The following is a 20117-nucleotide window of genomic DNA, read 5'->3' as shown; positions in this document are numbered from 1 at the left end:
CTCACGTTACTTCACACCGTGCATCAGCTTGCTGATCAGCGGCGCGATCAGGAACAGCACCACGCCGGCGCCCAGCAACGCCCAGAAGCCGAAGGTATACCCGCCCAGCGCGGACGACACGGTCATGCCGCCTTCGCCGCTGACATGGCTGGCGAAGATGCCGGACAGGTTGTTGCCGATGCCGGTGGACAGGAACCAGCCGCCCATGCCGAAGCCGACCAGCCGCACCGGTGCGAGCTTGGTCACCATCGACAGCCCGATCGGCGACAGGCACAGCTCGCCCACCGACTGGATGACGTAGACCATGAACAGGGTCCAGAACGGGATCTTGCCGGCGTCGTTGACCAGGCTCGACAGCGCGAACATCAGCAGCAGGAAGGCCAGGCCGTTGAACGCCAGGCCGAGCGCGAACTTGCGCGAGATCGACGGATTGAAGCGGCCGGCCTTGACCCAGATCCAGGCGATGATCGGCGCCAGGGTGATGATCGCCAGCGAGTTGACCGACTGGAACCACGCGGTCGGGAAGGTCCAGTCGCCGAACTGGCGATTGACGATCTCGTCGGCGAGGAAGGTGAACGAACTGCCGGCCTGCTCGAAGAACATCCAGAACAGCACGTTGAAGGCGAAGATGATCAGCATCGCGATGACCTTGTCGCGCGCCACCTTGCCGTTGCGGATGCCTTCCACCAGCAGCATGACCGCCAACGCCACGAACATGGTGCTGAGAATCCACTGCAGCACTTCGGCGCCGGCGGCCAGCGCCAGGTACACCGCCGGGATCGCCACCAGCATGCCCAGCAGCACGTAGACCACGCGCATGCCGCCGGCACCGCCCGGCAACGGCGCACCGATGCCCTTGAGCTGGCGGCGGCCGAACCAGAACCACACCAGGCTGATCAGCATGCCGATGCCGGAGGCGATGAACACCATCTTGTAGGACGGCATCGCTTCGGTGCCGAACACCTTCTCGGCCAGCTGCTGGGTCAGCCACGGCGCGATCATCGCGCCGAGGTTGATGCCCATGTAGAAGATGGTGAACCCGCTGTCGCGGCGCGGATCGGCGGCGCTGTACAGCTTGCCGACCATGGTCGAGATGTTGGGTTTGAACAGGCCGTTGCCGACCACCACGGTGGCCAGGCCCAGTTCGAAGACCTGCGGGTTGGGCACGGAGATCAGGAACAGGCCGGTGGACATGACCGCCGCACCGACCAGGATCGAGCGCTGGTAGCCGAGCACCCGGTCGGCGATGTAGCCGCCGAAGATCGCCGCGGCATACACCAGCGCGAGATACGCGCCGTAGGTGGCGCTGGCCGGCGCCTGGCCCGCGCCCTGGCCGTCATAGAACTGCGCCACGATGTACAGCACCAGCGCCCAGCGAATGCCGTAGAACGCAAAGCGCTCCCAGAACTCGGTCATGAACAGCATCCACAGCGGACGTGGATGGCCCAGCAGGGTCTTGAATTCGGGCGGTTGCGCTGACGGCGGCTGCGGTGAGGCGGGGTGGTTCGACGCGACGACGTCAACGCTCATGCGGTGTTCCCTTGCGTATTCAGGATGGGCTGGGGCGGTGCGTCCGGCCAGGCCGGGCAACGCGCGAGGATCACCGAGGGACGGCGTGGCGTCAAATCCCGGACGGCCCGCGCGTCGCGATTTCCGGGCCTGCGCCCCGCAAAACGATGGCCTTGGTGCGGCGCCGCGATGGCCGCGCACGCGCGCCTTGCTGCACGCGAACATGGCCGGGCGACGCCTGGATCGGCACCGCTTCGGTCCGTCCCCACGCAGGTGCGCGCGCGTCTGCGGCGCGCCGGCACGCTACTGCGAGGACGATCCCTGCGTGGCCGCAGTCGCATCGCCGGCCTGCGGACCGCGCCCCTCCAGCCCCACCGAGGTCCGCACCTCGAACAGTTCCGGGAAGAAGGTCAGCGCCAGCGCCTGCTGCAGGAAGCCGACGCCGCTGGAACCGCCGGTGCCGCGCTTGAAGCCGATCACCCGCATCACCGTGCGCATGTGGCGGAAGCGCCACAGCTGGAACTGAGTCTCCAGGTCCACCAGGTCCTCGCACAGCGCGTACTCGCGCCAGTAGCGGTCGGTGTTCTCGTAGATGCGCTCGAACACCGGGCGCAGCAGCGGGTCGCTCACATGCGGCTGGCGCCAGTCGCGGGCGTGGTACGGCGCCGGCACCGCGTGGCCGAAGCGGGCCAGGTAGCGCAGGAATTCCTCGTACAGGCTGGGCGCTTCCAGCACCGCCTGCAGCGCCGCCTGGCCCTGCGGGTCGTGGTCGAACACCGGCAGCATCTGCGCGTTCTTGTTGCCGAGCATGAATTCGATGGTGCGGTACTGCAGCGACTGGAACCCGGAGGACGGACCCAGCACGTCGCGAAAGCCCATGTACTCGGACGGGGTCAGGGTCTCCAGCACCGACCACTGCTCGGTCAGCAGGCGCAGCACCTGCTTGCTGCGCGCCAGCACCTTGCGGCACTGCCACACCTGGTCGCGCTGCAGGTGCGCGATCGCCGCGCCCAGCTCGTGCGCCAACAGCTTCAGCCACAGCTCGGAGGTCTGGTGCTGGACGATGAACAGCAGTTCGTCGTGGTGCGGCGGATTCGACAGCGGCTGCTGCGCCGACAGCAGCCGGTCCAGGCGCAGGTAGCCGCCGTAGGTCAGCCGGCCTTCCAGGTCGGTATGGATGCCGGCTTCGAGCGGGCGCTGGTTCTGTTCGACGGGCATGGGCGGCGTGGGCGTTCCGGGCCGGCAAGGGTACCGCAGCGACGAATGTCACACATTGGTCAGCACCGGCTGACAAACTCCGGCACAATCGTCGGCGGCGCCTGGGGGGCGCCGTCACGTCATCTGCGTAAGAGCGGCAAACGAAACGACTGCGCAGCCACCAAGCGGGCGCGGACGGTGCTCGGAATCCTCAGGTACCCACTCGTACACTGCGGTTCCTCCGCGCCGTCCGCACCCACCTGGCGACTGCTCGCTACGTTTCGTTAGCCACTCTTAAGTCCACGTCTTCAAGGATTGGGGAGATCTTGTTCATGCAAACCATGCTGCTTCGAGCTGCAGTGTTGTCGTGCGCGCTGGGGGGTGCCGGGTACGCCCAGGCCCAGGTGGTCATCAGCCAGGTCTATGGCGGTGGCGGCAACAGCGGCGCCACCTACAAGAGCGATTTCGTCGAATTGCACAACAACGGCAGCGAGGCGGTGAGCCTGGCCGGCTGGTCGGTGCAGTACGCCTCGGCCGCCGGCAGCAGCTGGCAGGTCACCACGCTCAGCGGCAGCATCGCGCCGGGCGGCTATTACCTGGTCAAGCAGGCCGACGGCAGCGGCGGCAGCACCGCGCTGCCCACGCCCGACGCCACCGGCACCATCGCCATGAGCGGCAGCGCTGGCAAGATCGCTCTGAGCAAGAGCAGCGCCGCGTTGAGCGGCGCCTGCCCGGCCGGCAACGCCGACTTCGTCGGCTACGGCAGCAGCGCCAGCTGCGCCGAAGGCAGCGCCCCGACCGCCGCGCCCAGCAACACCCTGGCGGTGCTGCGCGGCAACGGCGGCTGCACCGACAGCGACAACAACAACGCCGACTTCGCCACTGGCGCACCGACCCCGCGCAACAGCGCCGCGCCGGTCAGCCTGTGCGGCGGCGGCAACCTGCCGGTGGCCAGCATGGCCAACGTCAGCCGCGCCGAAGGCGACAGCGGCAGCACCGCGTTCGTGTTCACGGTGACGCTGAGCCAGCCGGCCGGCAGCGCCGGCGTCACCTTCACCGCCGCCACCCGCGACGGCACCGCCACCGCCGGCAGCGACTACCAGGCGCTGGCCGCGACCCAGGTGACCATCCCGGCCGGCGAAAGCAGCGCCGAGGTGCGCGTGCTGGTCAACGGCGACACCAGCAACGAGCCGGACGAAACCTTCTACCTCGACATCAGCGGGGTCAGCGGCGCGCTGCCGTCCACGCTGACCGCCAGCGGGGTGATCCTCAACGACGACTTCAACCTGGTGCCGATTCACAGCATCCAGGGCAGCGGCGCGCGCTCGCCGCTGGTCGGCCAGGTGGTCGCCACCAGCGGCATCGTCACCGCGCGGCGCAGCGCCGGCTTCTTCCTGCAGACGCCCGACGCCCAGGCCGATGCCGACCCGCTCACCTCCGAGGGCATCTACGTCTACACCGGCAGCGCGCCGCCGGCCGAGGCCGCGGTGGGCAACGCGGTGCGGGTGCAGGCCACGGTGGTCGAATACGTGCCCAGCACCGACCCCAGCCAGCCGCCGCTGACCGAACTGAGCTCGCCGACGGTGCTGCTGCAGTCCACCGGCAATCCGCTGCCGGCCGCAGTCGAGCTGACCACCCGCTTCCCCGACCCGAACGGCGCCTACGACCAGCTCGAGCGCCTGGAAGGCATGCGCGTCACCGTGCCCAGCCTGACCGTCAACACCCCGACCCTGGGCAACGTCAACGAGACCAACGCCAGCGCGACCAGCAACGGCGTGTTCCATGCCGTGGTCACCGGCCTGCCGCGCGCCTGGCGCACCGCCGGCGTGCAGCAGCCCGACGCACTGCCGGCCGGCTCGCCGGCCGATGTGCCGCGCTGGAACACCAGCCCGCAGGTGATCGCGGTCGGCAGCGCCGGCCTCGGCGGCGAGCGCATCGACGTGGCCGCCGGCTGCACCGTGCTCGGCGTCAGCGGCCCGCTGGACTACAGCTTCCGCCGCTACACGATCTACCCGGAAACCGCGCCCACCGTGCAGTGCAACGGCGCCGACCAGCCCAAGCCGGCCCCGGCGCCGCAGGCCGACGACGTCAACATCGCCACCTACAACATGGAGCGCTTCTTCGACGACCAGAACGATCCGGCGATCGGCGAACCGGTACTGACCCCGGCCGCCTACCAGGCGCGCCTCAACAAGGCCTCGCTGGCGATCCGCAACTACCTCAACACCCCCGACATCCTCGGCACGGTGGAGATCGAGAACCTGAGCGTGCTGCAGACCCTGGCCGACCGCGTCAACCGCGATGCGGTGGCCGCCGGCCAGCCCGATCCGCAGTACGTGGCCTACCTGCAGGAAGGCAACGACGTGGGCGGCATCGACGTCGGCTTCCTGGTCAAGACCGCGCAGGTCGGCGCCGGCATCGCCCGCGTCGAGGTGGTCTCGGTGAGCCAGGAAGGCAAGGCCACCACCTGGACCGAGCCCAGCGGTACGGTCAGCCTGCTCAACGACCGCCCGCCGCTGCTGCTGAAGGCGGTGGTGCATTTCGCCGACGGCCGCACGCTGCCGCTGACCGTGGTCGAGGTGCACCAGCGTTCGCTCAACGGCGCCGAGACCGACGACGCCAGCGGCCAGCGCATCCGCGCCAAGCGCCAGGCGCAGGCGGTGTTCCTGGCCAACCTGCTGCAGGCGCGCCAGGCCGCCGATCCCAGCGAGCAGTTGCTGGTGATGGGCGACTTCAACGCCTTCGAGTTCAACGACGGTTACGTCGATGCGATGGGCACCATCACTGGCCTGCCGGCGGCGGACGCGCAGACCGTGGTGCCCGGCGACGGCGCCACCCTGGTCGATCCGGCGCTGTACAACCTGACCTTGCTGTCGACGCCGGACCAGAGCTACTCCTACGCCTACGACGGCAACGTGCAGTCGCTGGACCACATCCTGGCCAACCGCGCGCTGATGCGCTCGGCGCAGATCGCCGGCCTCAGCGAAGCCCACGCGCGGCTCAACGCCGACTTCCCGGCCGTGGCCCGCAACGACGCCAACTCGCCGGCGCGGCTGTCCGACCACGACCCGGCGGTGGTGCTGATCAAGCTCAAGCCGCTGGAGCGTGCCGACCTGAGCCTGCGCGTGAGCGCCGCCAACGCGTCGGTCTACGCCGGCGACACCATCCGCTACAGCGTGGACCTGGCCAACGCCGGTCCGGACGCGGCGCGCGCCGCCGCGGTCGCCTTCGCCCTGGACGCGGCGGTGACCCCGAGCGTGACCGCCGCCCCGGGCTGGGACTGCGCCGCGCCGGAGGTGGCCGCGCAGACCGTGGTCACCTGCAGCACCGCGCAGTTCGCCGCCGGCACCACGCCGCGCTTCGAGGTGGCGGTGCCGGCCGGCGCCGCCCTGGTCGGGCGCAGCCTGAGCCTGGCCGCGTCGGTGGCCTCGCAGACCGAGGACCCCACCCCCGGCGACAATGGCGGCAGCGCCACGGTGGCGGTGCAGGCGCGTCCGGCCGGCGACCTGGCGGTGTCGATCGACGGCCCGGCCACCCTGCCGTTCCTGGCGTTCTTCGCCGACTACCGCATCGATGTGCGCAACCACGGCAATGCGCCGGTGCAGGGCGCCAGCCTGGAGATCGACGGCAGCACCCTGTCGGCGCTCACCGCGCTGGTGCCGCCGCGCGGCTGGCAGTGCGTGCGGCAGAACCACGGCCTGCGCAGCGCGCGCTTCCAGTGCCGCAGCGGCACCGACCTGGCGCCGGGCGCCAGCGCCGCGTTCCGCCTGAGCCTGGCGACGCGGCCGCTGCCGGCCGACCGCCAGATCGTGATCGGCGCCAGCGCCGGCTCGACGTCGGCCGACGCCGATCCCAGCGACAACAGCGCACGCTTCAGCACATACGTGGAAGGGCTGCGCCTGTTCGGCCGCTGATCGCGGCAAGCGGTGCAGGTGCAAGGGCGTGGCCGCGAGGCCACGCCCTTTTTGCTTGGGGCAACGCCATCCCGATGCTGATCACGGTGCTGCCGGCAGCGCGATCGCGTAGGAGCGGCTTCAGCCGCGACGGGGCATTCCCGTGAACGCCCGTCGCGGCTGAAGCCGCTCCTACGGGACAAGCGCCATGCGCGGCGCCAACGATGAGCGGTGCTCCGGGGCGCGCATGCACGCCCTGCCTCCTTGCCGTTCCGAGGCGCCCGCGCGCTTGCATGCGCGCCACGACGACGGCATTGCCACCGCCACCGGTGGACACCCACGCGCACATGAACGGCATGCATCGCACTGCAACATCGTCGATACCCAACGCCATCAATCGGCAACGCGAGAGGACCACGCTTTTCTTGTGCGATACGGCATCGCCGCGTGCTGCGGTGCACGACGGCTTTTGTGCACGGCTTCCTTAACATGCCGACTCATATCATTTGAAACTTGTTGTCGAGAGCGCCATCGCCATGCCCATCGCCGCCCAGTTCGAAATTGAGTTCCTGCAGTACCTCGACGCGGGCGGCCAGCCAGTCCGCGACGCGCTTCCGGCCGATTCGGCCAACCCGCAGACACTGCTGGCGCTGTTCAAGCAGATGCTCTACGTGCGCACCTTCGACAGCAAGGCGGTGGCCCTGCAGCGCACCGGCAAGCTGGGCACCTACGCCTCCTGCCTGGGCCACGAGGCCACCCACATCGGCATCGGCGCGTCGATGCGCCGCGGCGACGTGCTGGCGCCCAGCTACCGCGAGTACGGCGCGATGTTCATGCGCGGCGTGCGTCCGCGCGAAGTGCTGCTGTACTGGGGCGGCGACGAGCGCGGCAACGATTTCCAGCGCGATTCCGACGCCGCCCGCGACTTCCCGATCTGCGTGCCGATCTCCACCCAGTGCCTGCACGCCGCCGGCGCCGCGCTGGCGTTCAAGCTGCGCGGCGAGCAACAGGTGGCGGTGGCCACCTGCGGCGACGGCGGCTCGTCCAAGACCGACTTCTACGCCGCGCTCAACTCCGCCGGCGCCTACCAGTTGCCGCTGATCCTGTGCGTGATCAACAACGGCTGGGCGATCTCGGTGCCGCGCAACGCCCAGACCGGCGCGCAGACCCTGGCGCAGAAGGGCCTGGCCGGCGGCCTGCACTGCCTGCAGGTGGACGGCAACGACCTGATCGCGGTGCTGGAAGCGATGCGCCAGGCGCGCGAGCGCGCGCTGGCCGGCCAGGGCGGCACGGTGATCGAGTTCATGACCTACCGCCTGTCCGACCACACCACCGCCGACGACGCGCGCCGCTACCGCGACGATGCCGAGGTCAAGCAGGCCTGGGAACGCGAGCCGCTGCTGCGCCTGCGCGCTTGGCTGAGCGCGCAGGGCCTGTGGAGCGAGGACGAGGAAGCGTCGTGGAAGCAGGAATGCGCGCGCCTGGCCGACATCGAGCTCAACGCCTACCTGGAAACCCCGGTGCAGCCGGTGGAAGCCATGTTCGATTACCTGTACGCCGACCCGCCGCCGGACCTGCTCGCGCAGCGCGCCGAGGCCATCGCTCTGGAGCAGCGCCATGGATGAGTTGAGCCCCCGCCTCGCCGACCACGCGGCCGCGTCCGCGGCCGGCACCGCCCACAGCGCCGCCACCGCGCGCGGAGACAACCCGATGACCAGCACGCCCATTACCCTGATCGAAGCGGTGACCCAGGCGCTGGCCTGGGAACTGCAGCACGACCCGTCGGTGCTGGTGCTGGGCGAGGACGTGGGCGTCAACGGCGGCGTGTTCCGCGCCACCGCCGGCCTGCAGCAGCGCTTCGGCGCGCAGCGCGTGCTCGACACCCCGCTGGACGAGACCACCATCGCCGGGCTCAGCGTCGGCCTTGCCGCGCAGGGCATGAAGCCGGTGGCCGAAGCGCAGTTCGATGGCTTCGTCTACCCGATGGTCGATCACCTGATCTGCCACGCCGCGCGCCTGCGCACCCGCACCCGCGGCCGCCTGCACTGCCCGCTGGTGCTGCGCGTGCCGTGGGGCGGCGGCATCCGCGCGCCGGAACACCACAGCGAGGCCAACGAAGCCATCTTCACCAACGTGCCCGGCCTGCGCGTGGTGCTGCCGTCCTCGCCGCAGCGCGCCTACGGCCTGCTGCTGGCGTCGATCCGCGAGCCGGATCCGGTGATCTACATGGAGCCCAAGCGCATCTACCGGCAGTACAAAGAAGTGGTCGCCGACGACGGCGAGGCGTTGCCGCTGGACGTGTGCTTCGTGCTGCGCGACGGCACCGACGTGACCCTGGTCGCCTGGGGCGCGCAGGTCAAGGAAGCGCTGGAGGCAGCCGACCGGCTCGCCGCCGACGGCATCAGCGCCGAAGTGATCGACGTGGCCACGCTGCGCCCGCTGGATTTCGACACCATCGCCGAATCGGTGGCACGCACCGGCCGCTGCGTGATCGTGCAGGAAGCCCCGCGCAGCGCCGGCTTCGGCGCCGAGATCGCCGCGCGCCTGGCCGAGCAGTCGATGTACGACCTGGTCGCGCCGGTGCAGCGCGTGACCGGCTACGACACCCATATCCCGCTGTTCCGGCTGGAAATGAAGTACCTGCCGAGCACCGACAAGATCGTCGCAGCGGCCAAGCGGGCGATGGCCGCGGGTTGATATGCAGGCACGTTTGATCAGCGATTACCGCGCCGCCTATCCGCATCCGATCCGCATCGCCGCCGGCGAGCGGATCGCGCTGGGCGTGCGCGACGAAGAGTGGCCCGCGTTCGTCTGGATCACCAATGCCGCCGGCAGCGCCGGCTGGGCGCCGCTCGCCTGGCTGCAGCCGACCGGCGACGGCCATGCCGTTGCGCTGCGCGACTACGACGCGCGCGAACTCGATGCCGCGCAGGGCGACACCGTCGTCCTGCATCACGAATACGGCGACTGGTGGTGGGCCGAGCGCGCCGACGGCACGCAGGGCTGGCTGCCGGCACGCGACCTGGAACTGCTGGAAGAGACCACATGAGCCAAACCAAGAATTTCAATCTGCCCGACCTGGGCGAAGGCCTGCCCGACGCCACCATCGTCGAGTGGTTCGTCAAGGAAGGCGACACCATCCGGCTGGACGAGCCGCTGGTGTCGATGGAAACCGCCAAGGCGGTGGTCGAAGTGCCCTCGCCGGTGTCCGGCAAGGTGCTGAAGCTGGCCGGCGCGCCGGGCGACATCGTCGTGACCGGCAGCATGCTAGCGCAGTTCGCGCCCGACCCGAACCTGCCGCAGCGCGCCGAAGGCCAGGACACCGGCCATCACCACGGCGGCGCGGCACCGGCCGCGTCCGGCAAGGGCGCCGGCGCCGACACCGCCGCGGCCGACGACCGCGTGGTCGCCTCCGACGACGGCGGCGAACTGCACGACGCCGACAACGCGCAGACCGCCGGCGAGCGCGACGATGCCGGCACCGTGGTCGGGGCGATGCAGAGCTCCAACACCGTGCACAGCGAGCAGGCCGTGTCGGTCGGCGGCGTGCGCGCGATGCCGGCCGTGCGCGCCCTGGCCAAGAAGCTGGGCGTGGACCTGGGCCGGGTGCGCGCCAGCGGCGCCGACGGCGCAGTCACCCTGGCCGACGTCAAGCAGGCCGCGGCCGATGGTTCGGCGAAGGCCGGCGCCGTCGTAGGAGCGGCTTCAGCCGCGACCCCACGCCATCCTGCCGTCGCGGCTGAAGCCGCTCCTACGGTAGCCCGCACATCCCAAGCCGCGCCCACGCGCACCCCGCTCTCCGCCGCCGGCAAGCCAATGCGCACGCAGCCGCCGGGCGTGGCCGCGCAGGGCCAGCCCGAGCCGTTGAAGGGCGTACGCCGCAACATGGCGCGGGTGATGGCCGAGGCCCAGCGCCAGGTGGTGCTGACCACGCTCAACGACGATGCCGACCTGCACGCGTGGACGCCGGGCAACGACACCACCGGGCGCCTGGTGCGCGCGATCGTCGCCGCCTGCCAGGCGGTGCCGGCGCTCAACGCCTGGTTCGACGGCGAGGCGCTGACCCGCACCCTGCACGCGCACGTGGACATCGGCATCGCCGTGGACACCGACGACGGCCTGTTCGTGCCGGCCCTGCGCAATGCCGACATGCTCGATGCGCGCGGCGTGCGCGAAGGCATCAACCGCCTGCGCCAGCAGGTGGAGGCGCGCAGCATCCCGGCCTCGGAGCTGAGCGGCTACACCATCTCGCTGTCCAACTTCGGCATGTTCGCCGGCCGCTACGCCACCCCGATCGTGGTACCGCCGTGCGTGGCCATCGTCGCCGCCGGCCGTGCCCGTCACCAACTGGTGCCGGTGATGGGCGGCGTGGAGACGCATAAGATCCTGCCGCTGTCGCTGAGCTTCGACCACCGCGCCTGCACCGGCGGGGAGGCTGCGCGCTTCCTGCGCGCGATGATCGACGATCTGGCGCTGCCGGCCTGAGCGCCGGCCGTCTTGCAGATCAGCCAACCTGCCTGACACCAGACGGCGCATCTGCTGCGCCTGACGCAGCAGATGCGCCGCCATGGCGGCATGCATCCCCATTGTGGGAGGGACTTCAGTCCCGACGCGACGAACGAAAGGCATCGCGATTGAAGCCGTTCTGCATTGGATGCCTCGGAGGCCACGCAGAGGCGCGCGTGGTCTCTGCGGTCTTCTACACACCGCGGGATGCTCTCCCGAGCAATTCCAGCACAGCGCGTCGGGGCTGAAGCCCCTCCCACAGTGCAGTGACCAAGCGCTACCGGCGGTTCGGGATTGGTGCTGCCGATCGCTTCGCATGCATTCGGTACACATCAGCCGATCTGCATGAAACCAAACGGTGCATCTGCGCGCCAGGCAGTAGATGCCTCCCATTGTGGGAGGGACTTCAGTCCCGACGCGACGAACTAAAGGCATCGGGATTGAGGCCGTTCTGCATTGGATGCCTCGGAGGCCAAGCAGAGGCGCGCGTGGTCTCTGCAGTCTTCTACACACTACGGGATGCTCTCCCGAGCAATTCCTGCACAGCGCGTCGGGGCTGAAGCCCCTCCCACAGTGCAGGGATCAAGTGCTACCGGCGGTCCGGCATTGGTGCTGCGATCGCTTCGCATGCATTCGGTGCACATCCGCCGACCTGCAGGCACGTGATGGCCAACCGCCTTGGCTCGATTGCGCATCACACGTCGCAGCTACGGCGATACCGCATCTGCTCGATGCAAAAACCCTGAACGCAACCTGTCTACCACGCGACGCAGCGACGCCGTTATGGTCGTTGCACAGGGGAGGCACTGCGCCGATCGGCCGCACTGCCAAGAAACGTCATGCCACGCACCGCGCCACGGCCGCCTCGCTGCCGCGTCGGCGCGTCCTTCCTTCTTGCGCTCGAGGATTCCGCACATGACCCAGTCGCTTCGTCATCGCCCGTTGGCACTGCTGCCGTCCCTGCTGCTTGCGCTCGCCGCCACGTCCGCCCAGGCGGCGCAACGCGTCGACCTGCACGCCAAGAACCCGAATACGCTCGGTACCCAGTACCGCAGCGCCGCCGCCCGCGTCGGCGGCATCCCGGCCGCACCCGCGGTCCGCCATGCCGAACTGATCGGGCTGGACGCCGAGTCCGCGCTCACCCTGCTCGGCAGCAGCGAAGATGCCGACGGCACCGTGCACCGCCGCTACCAGCAGACCTTCCGCGGCATTCCGGTGTGGGGCGAGCAGGTGATCGTCAGCGAACGTGCCGACGGCAGCGTGCGCAGTCTGTTCGGCCGTTCGGTCGCCGGGCTGGCCAGCGAACTGCCGGCCACCGCCGCCAACGCCGCCAGCACCTCGCTGAGCGCCGATGCCGCGCTACGTGTGGCCCAACGCGTCGCGCTGGGCGCCGCCCAGGCCGAGCGCCGCATCGAACGCGCGCAGGCGCCGCAGATGATCTATCTCGACGACAGCGACCGCGCGCACCTGGTCTACGTGGTGTCGTTCTTCGCCGATGCGCCGAACGGCGGCGCGCCGAGCCGGCCGTTCGTGATCGTGGACGCGCGCAGCGGCGCCATCCTCAAGCAGTGGGACGCGCTGACCACGCGCGACGCCACCGGCCCCGGCGGCAACGCCAAGACCGGCCAGTACGAGTACGGCAGCGACAGCATCCACGGCTTCCTGGAGGTGGACGACAACTGCCGCATGCAGAACACCAACGTCAAGTCGGTGAACCTCAACGGCGGCAGCTCCGGCACCACCGCGTACCAGTTCACCTGCCCGCGCAATACCTACAAGACCATCAACGGCGCCTACTCGCCGATCAACGACGCGCACTACTTCGGCGGCGTGATCGAGAAGATGTACCGCAGCTACGTCGGCGTGGCGCCGCTGACCTTCCAGCTGGTGATGCGCGTGCATTACGGCACGCGCTACGAGAACGCCTTCTGGAACGGCTCGACGATGAACTTCGGCGACGGCAACACGCGCTTCTATCCGCTGGTCAGCGCCGACGTCGCCGGCCACGAGGTCTCGCACGGCTTCACCGAGCAGCATTCCAACCTCACCTATTCCGGCCAGTCCGGCGGCATCAACGAGGCGTTCTCGGACATGGCCGGCGAGGCCACCGAGTACTACCTCAAGGGCACGAACGACTTCAAGGTCGGCACCGAGATCTTCAAGGCCAACGGTGCCCTGCGCTACATGGCCACCCCGACCCAGGACGGCAGCTCGATCGACAACGCCGCCAACTACCGCAGCGGCCTGGACGTGCATTACTCCTCGGGCGTCTACAACAAGGCGTTCTACACCCTTGCCACCACCTCCGGCTGGAACACGCGCAGCGCGTTCGAAGTGTTCGCCCGCGCCAACCAGCTGTACTGGACGCCCAGCACCACCTTCAACAGCGGCGCCTGCGGCGTGCAGACCGCGGCCAGCGACCTGAGCCGTTCGGTGACCGCGGTGCGCAATGCCTTCGCCGCCGTCGGCGTGAGCTGCCCGCAGTAACGTCCGCAAGGACGCGCACGGCCATCCGCGTGGATGGCCGTGCGTTGCGGTTTGGGATTGGGGATTGGGGATTGGCAACACCTGATATCGCCTCGTAGGAGCGGCTCTTGTCCCCTTTTCGGGATCAGCCGCGACGGGCGAAGTGGCGTGCGTTCCGATGGCGCAATGCGTCGGGACTGAAGTCCCTCCCACAACGCACTCGGCGAGCTGGCCGCACGCCCTTGTGGGAGCGGCTCTTGTCCCCTTTTCGGGATCAGCCGCGACGCGCGATCGCCAAAACGTCACGACGGAAGCCGCTCCTGCGCCGGGTCGGCGATACTGTGCGGTCTCTCCCGCGCCCTGCCCGCCCCCGATGTCGTTCGCTTCCCTCGGTCTGTCGTCCGCGCTGTATCCCGCCTTCGCCGCCGCGCTCGCGCGTGCCGGCTGGCAGACGCCCACGCCGATCCAGCAGCAGGCGGTGCCGCTGATCGTCGCCGGCCACGACTTGCTGGCCATGGCCCAGACCGGTTCCGGCAAGACCGCGGCGTTTGCCTTGCCGTTGCTGCAGGCCTGCGCACAGGCGGACAGGCCGGCGCGCTCCACCCGCGTGCTGGTGCTGGTGCCGACCCGCGAACTGGCGGTGCAGGTCGCCGACAGCTTCGTCGCGCTGGGCCTGGAACTGCCGCGGCGGCCGCGGGTGGTGGTGGCGGTCGGCGGGGTCTCGATCAATCCGCAGATGCTGGCGCTGCGCGGCGGTGCGGACGTGGTGGTGGCCACGCCCGGACGCCTGCTGGATCTGCTGGAGCAGCGCGCGCTGCAGTTGGACGCGGTGGCGCACCTGGTGCTGGACGAGGCCGACCGTCTGCTCGACCTGGGCTTCGGCGCCGAACTGGAGCGGCTGCTGCACCTGCTGCCGCCGACGCGGCAGACCCTGCTGTTCTCGGCCACCATGCCGGCGCCGATCGCGGCGCTGGCCACGCGCCTGCTGCGCGCGCCGCGGCGGATCGGCGTTGCCGCCGACGCCGCGCCGATTCCCGCAACCTTGCGCCAGCGCGCGATCGAGGTCGACGAAGGCCGTCGCGTGGCCCTGCTGCTGCATCTGCTGGAACACGAAGCCTGGCCGCGCGCGCTGGTGTTCGTGGCAAGCCGGCGCAGCGCCGAGCAGGTCGCCACGGCGCTGAGCAAGGCCGGCATCGCCGCGCAACCGCTGCACGGCGACCTCGCCCAGGGCCGGCGTCAGCGCACTCTGGAGGCGTTCCGTCAGCAACAACTGCGGGTGCTGGTGACCACCGACCTGGCCGCGCGCGGCATCGACATCGCCGCGCTGCCGGTGGTGGTGAACTACGACCTGCCGCGCTCCACCGCGGACTACACCCATCGCATCGGCCGCAGCGCCCGCGCCGGCGCCGAGGGTCAGGCGCTGAGCTTCGTCGATGCCGCCAGCGCGGCGCATCTGCGCCTGATCGAGAAACGCCAGGGCGTGCGCGTGCTGCGCGAACGCATTCCCGGTTTCGAGCCGACGCCTGCGCCGGCCGCGGCGGCCACGGAAGCCGCCGCCTCCACCGGTGGCGTCAAGGGCAAGCGGCCGAGCAAGAAGGACAGGCTGCGCGCGGCGCGTGCGCAGGGCGGCGAACCACCCGCGAGCGGCTGAGCCGCCCGGCACGGCCCCGACGCGCGGGTGCGCCGGATCGCGCTCAGTCCTCGAAGAAATCGTGCTCGCTTTCGCCCTGTCCGCCTTTGGCCCGCGGCGGCCGCGTGCACGCCCGGCTGCGGATCTCCACGTAGAACTGCTCACCGCCGGCGGCGACCAACGCGTCGACCGCACGCAGCAGCTCGGCCGGCGGCAGCACGGCGGCGGTGGCTTCCTCGGTGCCGAACAGGGTGTCGAAATCCCAATAGTCGGCGCCGGCCGGCAGGGTCTTGCGGCGCTCGCGGCGGATGTACTTGCGGATGTCGTGCTTGGCGGCATCGAGCAGGCGATCGGGATGCTTGCCTTCGATGCGGAGCCGGTAGGTCTTCTTCATTGCGGGAAATCCTGGAAAGGGAACAAGCGCAGCCAACAAAACGACTGCGCAGCCGCCAAGCGGGTGCGGAACTACGCGCGACGTGTTGTGAGCCACGCTCAGGCGGCCGTCGCGGGACGGCGCTGCGTGGGATGGGCTGCCATGGTGCCAGAAGCGGCCGCGCGCTGCGGATTGCGCGGATAATCGACGCACGCCCCACCGCCACGCAGGAGCCACCGATGAACGATCCGTCCGCCTTCGCGGGATACCGCGTGCTCGTCGCCGGCGCCAGCCGCGGCATCGGCCTGGCCATCGCCGACGCCTTCGCCGGCCACGGCGCGGCGGTGGCGATCTGCGCGCGCAGTCCCGCGCCGCTGGCCGAGGCCGCCGCGCAGTTGCAGCGCCATGGCCATCCGGTGGCGCAGCAGTGCTGCGACCTGGCCGACGCCGCGCAGATCGAGGCCTGGGTGACGCAGGCCGCCGACGCGCTGGGCGGCGTCGACGTGATGGTCAACAACGCCTCCGGCTACGGCCATGGCGACGACGATGCGAGCTGGCAGGCCGGCTTCGACATCGACCTGATGGCCGCGGTGCGCTGCAACCGCGCCGCGTTGCCGCACCTGCGCGGCAGTGGTCGCGGCTGCATCCTCAACATCAGCTCGATCAACGGCCTGCGGCCGACGCCGCGGGTGCCGGCGTACTCAGCGGCGAAGGCGGCACTGAACTACTACACGACCACCCTGGCGACGCAGCTGGCGCGCGAGCGGATCCGGGTCAATGCGATCGCGCCCGGGTCCATCGAATTCCCCGGCGGCCTGTGGGAGCAGCGCCGCCAGCAGCAGCCCGAGCTCTACCGGCAGATCCGCGCCAGCATTCCGTTCGGCGCCTTCGGCGCACTCGACGACGTCGCCAACGCGGCGCTGTTCCTGGCCTCGCCGCAGGCGCGCTGGATCACCGGCCAGGTGCTGGCGGTGGACGGCGGACAGTCGCTGGGCGCCTGAGGCGACGCGCGCGCACTGCTGCGCGCCTGAGCTTCATTGCCCATCCCGAATCCCCACTCCCCAATCCCCGCTCCTAAGCCAACTGCGCCGCCTCGATCACCTGCACGCCCGGTCGCGGCCGCAGCGCGGCATCGACCAGCGCCGCGGCGATATGTTCGGCCGGATTGATCCGGTAGCGTCGCGGCAACAGCGGTCCGAGCGCGCGCAGCACCACGCTGGCGACATGCTCGCTGCGGCGGCGTTGCGCACGCTCGCCGCCGATCAGGCCGGGCCGCACCAGGGTCAGCGAGGGAAAGCCGAGCGCGCGCAGGTCGTGTTCCAGGTCGCCCTTGACCCGGTTGTAGAACGCCCAGGACCGCGGATTCGCGCCCAGCGCGGAGTTCAGCGCGAAGGCCTCGGTGCCGTGCTGGCGCAGCAGGCGCGCGATCGCCAGCGGATAGTCGTGATCGACTAGGCGGAACGCCGCGCGCGAGCCGGCCTGGCGCATCGTGGTGCCGAGCGCGCAGATCGCCGCCTCCACCTGCCACCAGGGCGCCTGTGCCGGCAGCGCGTCGAAGTCGAACACCGGGTTGTGCAGCTTGGGATGGGTCATGGCCAGCGCGCGCCGGGTCGGCGCGATCACCGCGCTGCAGGCCGGCTCGGCCAGCAACTGGGTCAGCGCGTGGCCGCCGACCAGGCCAGTGGCGCCGGCGAGCAGGATTTTCATGGGAACGGCCTTGGGGTTGGCTGGGATGGGGCGACTATCGCAGGGGTGGTGGCAAGGTGCTGTCGGGGATGTTTGCGGCCGGCGTGGGCCATGAGGCGCTGCGCGCTCGTACCCTCACCCCAACCCCTCTCCCAGGGGGAGAGGGGCTTTGGCCGCGCGGCTTCTCCCTTCTCCCACCGGGAGAAGGTGCCCCGCAGGGGCGGATGAGGGTACGGGCGCCAGCCAGGCATCTCCCTACAGAAGGAACGGCAGCCCAGCCAGGCGTCCATCCCACAAGGCAGCCCAGCAACCCACCCCCCACGGTCGCCGCGCCGCAGCAGGTACGCCACAATAGCCGCCCCATCGCGCCGGCCGGCGCGCTGCAACCTGACGAGGAGCGGTTCGATGTTCGTGGTGTGCGGAGAGGCCTTGTACGACATCTTCATCGACGGCTATGCCGGCACCTCGGTCGCGATGACCGCGCGCCAGGGCGGTTCGCCGTTCAACGTGGCGATCGGCCTGGCCCGCCTGGGCGCGCCGTCGGCGCTGTTCACCGGCCTGTCCACCGATCCGCTCGGCCGCCAGCTGCGCGCCACCCTCGAAGGCGAAGGCGTGGCCCTGGACTACTGCATCGACAAGCGCGAGGCGACCACCCTGGTGATGGTCGCGCTGGACGCGAGCGGCGTGCCCAACTACGCCTTCTACGGCACCGGCTGCGCCGACCGCGCGCTGACCGAGGCTGACCTGCCGGCGCTGGACGCGCGCGTCGGCGGCCTGCATTTCGGCTCCTACACCCTGGTCGCCGAGACCACCGCCAGCACCTTCCAGGCGCTGGCCGAACGCGAGCGCGGACAGCGGCTGATCTCGCTGGATCCGAACGTGCGGCCGACGGTGGAGCCGGACATGGCGGTGTGGCGCGCGCGGCTGGCGCGCTGGATCGCGCTGGCGCACGTGGTCAAGGTCAGCCAGGAGGACATCGAGCTGCTGTATCCGCAGCAGGATCCGTTCGCCGTCGCCCGCAGTTGGCTGCAGCAGGGCCCGTCGCTGGTGGTGATGACCCTGGGCGGCGACGGCGCGGTGGCCTGGCGCGGCGACAGCGAAGCGCGCGTGCCCGGCCGCGTGGTGCAGGTGGCCGACACCGTCGGCGCCGGCGACAGCTTCCAGGCGGCGCTGCTGCAGCAGTTGCCCGATCCGGCCGCGCTGGCGGCGCTGGACAGCGAACCGGCCGCGCTGGAGCGCCTGCTGCAGTTCTGCGTGGCCGCCGCGGCGATCAACTGCACCCGCGCCGGCGCCAACCCGCCCCGTCTGGACGAGGTCCGCGCCGCGCTCTGACCTCGGCCGACAGTGTGCACGCAGCGCGCGCGGCCGAGTTGCCTAAGATGAGCCGGCCGTCCACCCCGCCGTATCCACCAGGAGACCTGCCTTGATCGAGCTGTCCGACATCGCCGTGCGCCTGGGCATCGCTGCGCTTGCCGGCGCGGCGATCGGGTTGAACCGCGACCTGCACGGCAAGCCGATCGGCATCCGCACGCTGGGCCTGGTCGGCCTGGCCACCGCGATGGTGGTGCTGTTGGCCGACCCGCTCGGCAAGGGCGGCTTCACCGATGCCGGCAGCCGCGTCATCCAGGGCATCCTGACCGGCATCGGCTTCCTCGGTGCCGGCGTCATCTATCACGTCGAGAAGCACGTGCGGGTCCACGGCCTGACCAGCGCCGCCTGCGTCTGGCTCACCGCCTGCGTCGGCATCATGTGCGGCGCCGGCCAGTGGCAGATCGTGGCGGTGTCTCTGGTCATCGCCTTCCTCATCCTGCTGTTCGGCGGGCGCGTCGAACGCGCGTTGCACACGGTCCTGGGCGGCAAGCCGCACGGTGCCGCGGCGACCGATCAGTCGTCGGACGACGGCCCGCACCAGCCGGGCAAGTAGCTCGCGTCCCGGCTCTTGGCGAGCGCGAGTGCGGTCTCGACGGCGCGTGCGAAATCCTCCTTGATGTCGCGGCGCCGCAGCCGGCGGCGGAACAGGTCGGCCCACAGGAATTCGCTGAAGGGCGTGGTGTCCTTGGCGTAGCCGCCGGCGCGCCGGACCTCCCCGGCGAGGCTGCGGTAGGGGTCGTCCTTCAGGTCGGCGATCGACGCCGGCATGTCCTTGAACGGGCGGCGCTCGCCCTTGGCGTCGTAGGGATAGGCCCAGCGGCGATGATCCAGCACGCTCCACAGCGCGCCCTTGTCGACCACGCTGAGGTCGGCGATCACCGTGACCAGGATGTCCTCCACCCCTTCGTCGTGCAGCGCCCGCGCCAGGTGGTGGTGATCAACCACGTAGTACTTGCCGTCCGGCCCCAGCACCACCGGGATCATGTGCGTGCCGAGCAACTCGGCCTGCTTGTGCTTGGACGCATGCGCACGCCAGCGCCTGCGCTTCTCCTTGACCTCGCGCATGCCCACGGTCATCTGCGTGGGCCGCAAGGACAGGATCGGGACCGGGTGCAGCAGGGGTTCGCGGGAATCGGCCATGCGCAGTCTCCGTGGTGGTGGGCGCGCCGCGGCAGGCGCGGCCGCCAGAGTGCCAGCGTCGTGCGCGTTCTGCACAGCGCCGTGGCACGCGCGATCTTTCGGAAGCCAGGTGTTGCTCCCCTCTCCCTCCGGGAGAGGGGTTGGGGGTGAGGGTGCGACGGCTAGGGAGCATTTCCCCCAGACACTTCCCTAGCGAACCGTACCCTCATCCGCCCCTTCGGGGCACCTTCTCCCGGTGGGAGAAGGGAGGGGTCTGTCACGCCGATGGACTCCGCCGCCGGCCACGCCACTCCCCTCTCCCTCCGGGAGAGGGGCCGGGGGTGAGGGTACGACCGCCATGGAGTCC

General features: G+C 70.3%; 15 protein-coding genes and 1 other RNA gene. 11 read left to right on the top strand and 5 right to left on the bottom strand.

Annotation, left to right across the window (positions count from 1 at the left end):
- Window positions 1-6: 6 nt before the first annotated feature.
- Together AC1PLR_RS03090 and AC1PLR_RS03085 are read right to left on the bottom strand one after the other, a co-directional pair.
- A complete protein-coding gene (locus AC1PLR_RS03090) occupies window positions 7-1530 on the bottom strand; it encodes a peptide MFS transporter (RefSeq protein ID WP_481102636.1) in 1524 nt (507 codons plus the stop codon).
- A gap of 282 nt (window positions 1531-1812) precedes the next feature.
- Complete coding sequence (locus AC1PLR_RS03085) at window positions 1813-2727, bottom strand: tryptophan 2,3-dioxygenase (RefSeq protein WP_355503474.1); 915 nt, start codon at window positions 2725-2727, stop codon at window positions 1813-1815.
- A gap of 192 nt (window positions 2728-2919) precedes the next feature.
- Here AC1PLR_RS03085 and AC1PLR_RS03080 point away from each other — a divergent pair.
- The 8 genes from AC1PLR_RS03080 (at window position 2920) to AC1PLR_RS03045 (ending at window position 15222) form a co-directional block, all read left to right on the top strand.
- Window positions 2920-2996, top strand: a non-coding RNA gene (locus AC1PLR_RS03080) — sX9 sRNA.
- A gap of 42 nt (window positions 2997-3038) precedes the next feature.
- On the top strand, window positions 3039-6620 hold the full coding sequence (locus AC1PLR_RS03075) for a lamin tail domain-containing protein (protein WP_481102635.1): 3582 nt from the start codon (window positions 3039-3041) through the stop codon (window positions 6618-6620).
- Window positions 6621-7135: 515 nt separating this feature from the next.
- Window positions 7136-8224: a pyruvate dehydrogenase (acetyl-transferring) E1 component subunit alpha gene (gene pdhA, locus AC1PLR_RS03070; RefSeq protein ID WP_481102634.1), complete on the top strand. Its 1089-nt coding sequence runs from the start codon at window positions 7136-7138 to the stop codon at window positions 8222-8224.
- A complete protein-coding gene (locus tag AC1PLR_RS03065; protein ID WP_481102633.1) occupies window positions 8217-9296 on the top strand; it encodes an alpha-ketoacid dehydrogenase subunit beta in 1080 nt (359 codons plus the stop codon). Before pdhA ends, AC1PLR_RS03065 begins: the two co-directional genes overlap by 8 nt.
- 1 nt (window position 9297) lies before the next feature.
- Window positions 9298-9648 carry an SH3 domain-containing protein gene (locus AC1PLR_RS03060; protein WP_010340973.1) on the top strand — a complete coding sequence of 117 codons (351 nt, stop codon included), beginning with the start codon at window positions 9298-9300 and terminating at the stop codon, window positions 9646-9648.
- Window positions 9645-11084 (top strand): dihydrolipoamide acetyltransferase family protein, encoded by a 1440-nt coding sequence (locus AC1PLR_RS03055; protein WP_481102632.1) that lies wholly within the window; start codon window positions 9645-9647, stop codon window positions 11082-11084. Before AC1PLR_RS03060 ends, AC1PLR_RS03055 begins: the two co-directional genes overlap by 4 nt.
- 936 nt (window positions 11085-12020) lie before the next feature.
- Window positions 12021-13592, top strand: a complete 1572-nt coding sequence (locus AC1PLR_RS03050) for a M4 family metallopeptidase (protein ID WP_481102631.1) — start codon at window positions 12021-12023, stop codon at window positions 13590-13592.
- Window positions 13593-13944: 352 nt separating this feature from the next.
- Window positions 13945-15222, top strand: a complete 1278-nt coding sequence (locus tag AC1PLR_RS03045; protein ID WP_481102630.1) for a DEAD/DEAH box helicase — start codon at window positions 13945-13947, stop codon at window positions 15220-15222.
- Window positions 15223-15265: 43 nt separating this feature from the next.
- On the opposite strand, the gene AC1PLR_RS03040 is transcribed toward AC1PLR_RS03045, so the two are convergent.
- On the bottom strand, window positions 15266-15595 hold the full coding sequence (locus AC1PLR_RS03040; protein ID WP_010340968.1) for a DUF6172 family protein: 330 nt from the start codon (window positions 15593-15595) through the stop codon (window positions 15266-15268).
- A gap of 218 nt (window positions 15596-15813) precedes the next feature.
- Here AC1PLR_RS03040 and AC1PLR_RS03035 point away from each other — a divergent pair, with 218 nt between their 5' ends.
- Complete coding sequence (locus AC1PLR_RS03035) at window positions 15814-16575, top strand: SDR family NAD(P)-dependent oxidoreductase (RefSeq protein ID WP_481102629.1); 762 nt, start codon at window positions 15814-15816, stop codon at window positions 16573-16575.
- 73 nt (window positions 16576-16648) lie between these two features.
- Here AC1PLR_RS03035 and AC1PLR_RS03030 read toward each other — a convergent pair whose 3' ends face one another.
- A complete protein-coding gene (locus AC1PLR_RS03030) occupies window positions 16649-17281 on the bottom strand; it encodes a Rossmann-fold NAD(P)-binding domain-containing protein (protein ID WP_481102628.1) in 633 nt (210 codons plus the stop codon).
- Between the two features lie 384 nt (window positions 17282-17665).
- Between AC1PLR_RS03030 and AC1PLR_RS03025 the strand changes: the two genes are divergently transcribed.
- Both AC1PLR_RS03025 and AC1PLR_RS03020 read left to right on the top strand, forming a co-directional pair.
- Window positions 17666-18592, top strand: coding sequence for a carbohydrate kinase family protein (locus tag AC1PLR_RS03025; RefSeq protein ID WP_481102627.1), 927 nt, complete (start codon window positions 17666-17668; stop codon window positions 18590-18592).
- Window positions 18593-18683: 91 nt separating this feature from the next.
- Entirely contained in the window at window positions 18684-19184 is a 501-nt protein-coding gene (locus AC1PLR_RS03020; RefSeq protein WP_481102626.1) for an MgtC/SapB family protein, read from the top strand.
- On the opposite strand, the gene AC1PLR_RS03015 is transcribed toward AC1PLR_RS03020, so the two are convergent.
- Window positions 19145-19771, bottom strand: a complete 627-nt coding sequence (locus AC1PLR_RS03015) for a ParB-like protein (RefSeq protein WP_481102625.1) — start codon at window positions 19769-19771, stop codon at window positions 19145-19147. The genes AC1PLR_RS03020 and AC1PLR_RS03015 overlap by 40 nt on opposite strands.
- Window positions 19772-20117: the final 346 nt, after the last annotated feature.

This window comes from Xanthomonas sp. NCPPB 3570 (assembly GCF_056725115.1).
This window is presented reverse-complemented; position numbering and strand designations above follow the sequence as displayed.

Coding starts and splice junctions, on each gene's coding strand:
- AC1PLR_RS03025 (WP_481102627.1), top strand. CDS start 17,666: ATGTTCGTGGTGTGCGGAGAGGCCTTGTACGACATCTTCATCGACGGC.
- AC1PLR_RS03085 (WP_355503474.1), bottom strand. CDS start 2,727: ATGCCCGTCGAACAGAACCAGCGCCCGCTCGAAGCCGGCATCCATACC.
- AC1PLR_RS03055 (WP_481102632.1), top strand. CDS start 9,645: ATGAGCCAAACCAAGAATTTCAATCTGCCCGACCTGGGCGAAGGCCTG.
- AC1PLR_RS03075 (WP_481102635.1), top strand. CDS start 3,039: ATGCAAACCATGCTGCTTCGAGCTGCAGTGTTGTCGTGCGCGCTGGGG.
- AC1PLR_RS03045 (WP_481102630.1), top strand. CDS start 13,945: ATGTCGTTCGCTTCCCTCGGTCTGTCGTCCGCGCTGTATCCCGCCTTC.
- AC1PLR_RS03060 (WP_010340973.1), top strand. CDS start 9,298: ATGCAGGCACGTTTGATCAGCGATTACCGCGCCGCCTATCCGCATCCG.
- AC1PLR_RS03065 (WP_481102633.1), top strand. CDS start 8,217: ATGGATGAGTTGAGCCCCCGCCTCGCCGACCACGCGGCCGCGTCCGCG.
- AC1PLR_RS03030 (WP_481102628.1), bottom strand. CDS start 17,281: ATGAAAATCCTGCTCGCCGGCGCCACTGGCCTGGTCGGCGGCCACGCG.
- AC1PLR_RS03035 (WP_481102629.1), top strand. CDS start 15,814: ATGAACGATCCGTCCGCCTTCGCGGGATACCGCGTGCTCGTCGCCGGC.
- AC1PLR_RS03015 (WP_481102625.1), bottom strand. CDS start 19,771: ATGGCCGATTCCCGCGAACCCCTGCTGCACCCGGTCCCGATCCTGTCC.
- AC1PLR_RS03040 (WP_010340968.1), bottom strand. CDS start 15,595: ATGAAGAAGACCTACCGGCTCCGCATCGAAGGCAAGCATCCCGATCGC.
- pdhA (WP_481102634.1), top strand. CDS start 7,136: ATGCCCATCGCCGCCCAGTTCGAAATTGAGTTCCTGCAGTACCTCGAC.
- AC1PLR_RS03090 (WP_481102636.1), bottom strand. CDS start 1,530: ATGAGCGTTGACGTCGTCGCGTCGAACCACCCCGCCTCACCGCAGCCG.
- AC1PLR_RS03050 (WP_481102631.1), top strand. CDS start 12,021: ATGACCCAGTCGCTTCGTCATCGCCCGTTGGCACTGCTGCCGTCCCTG.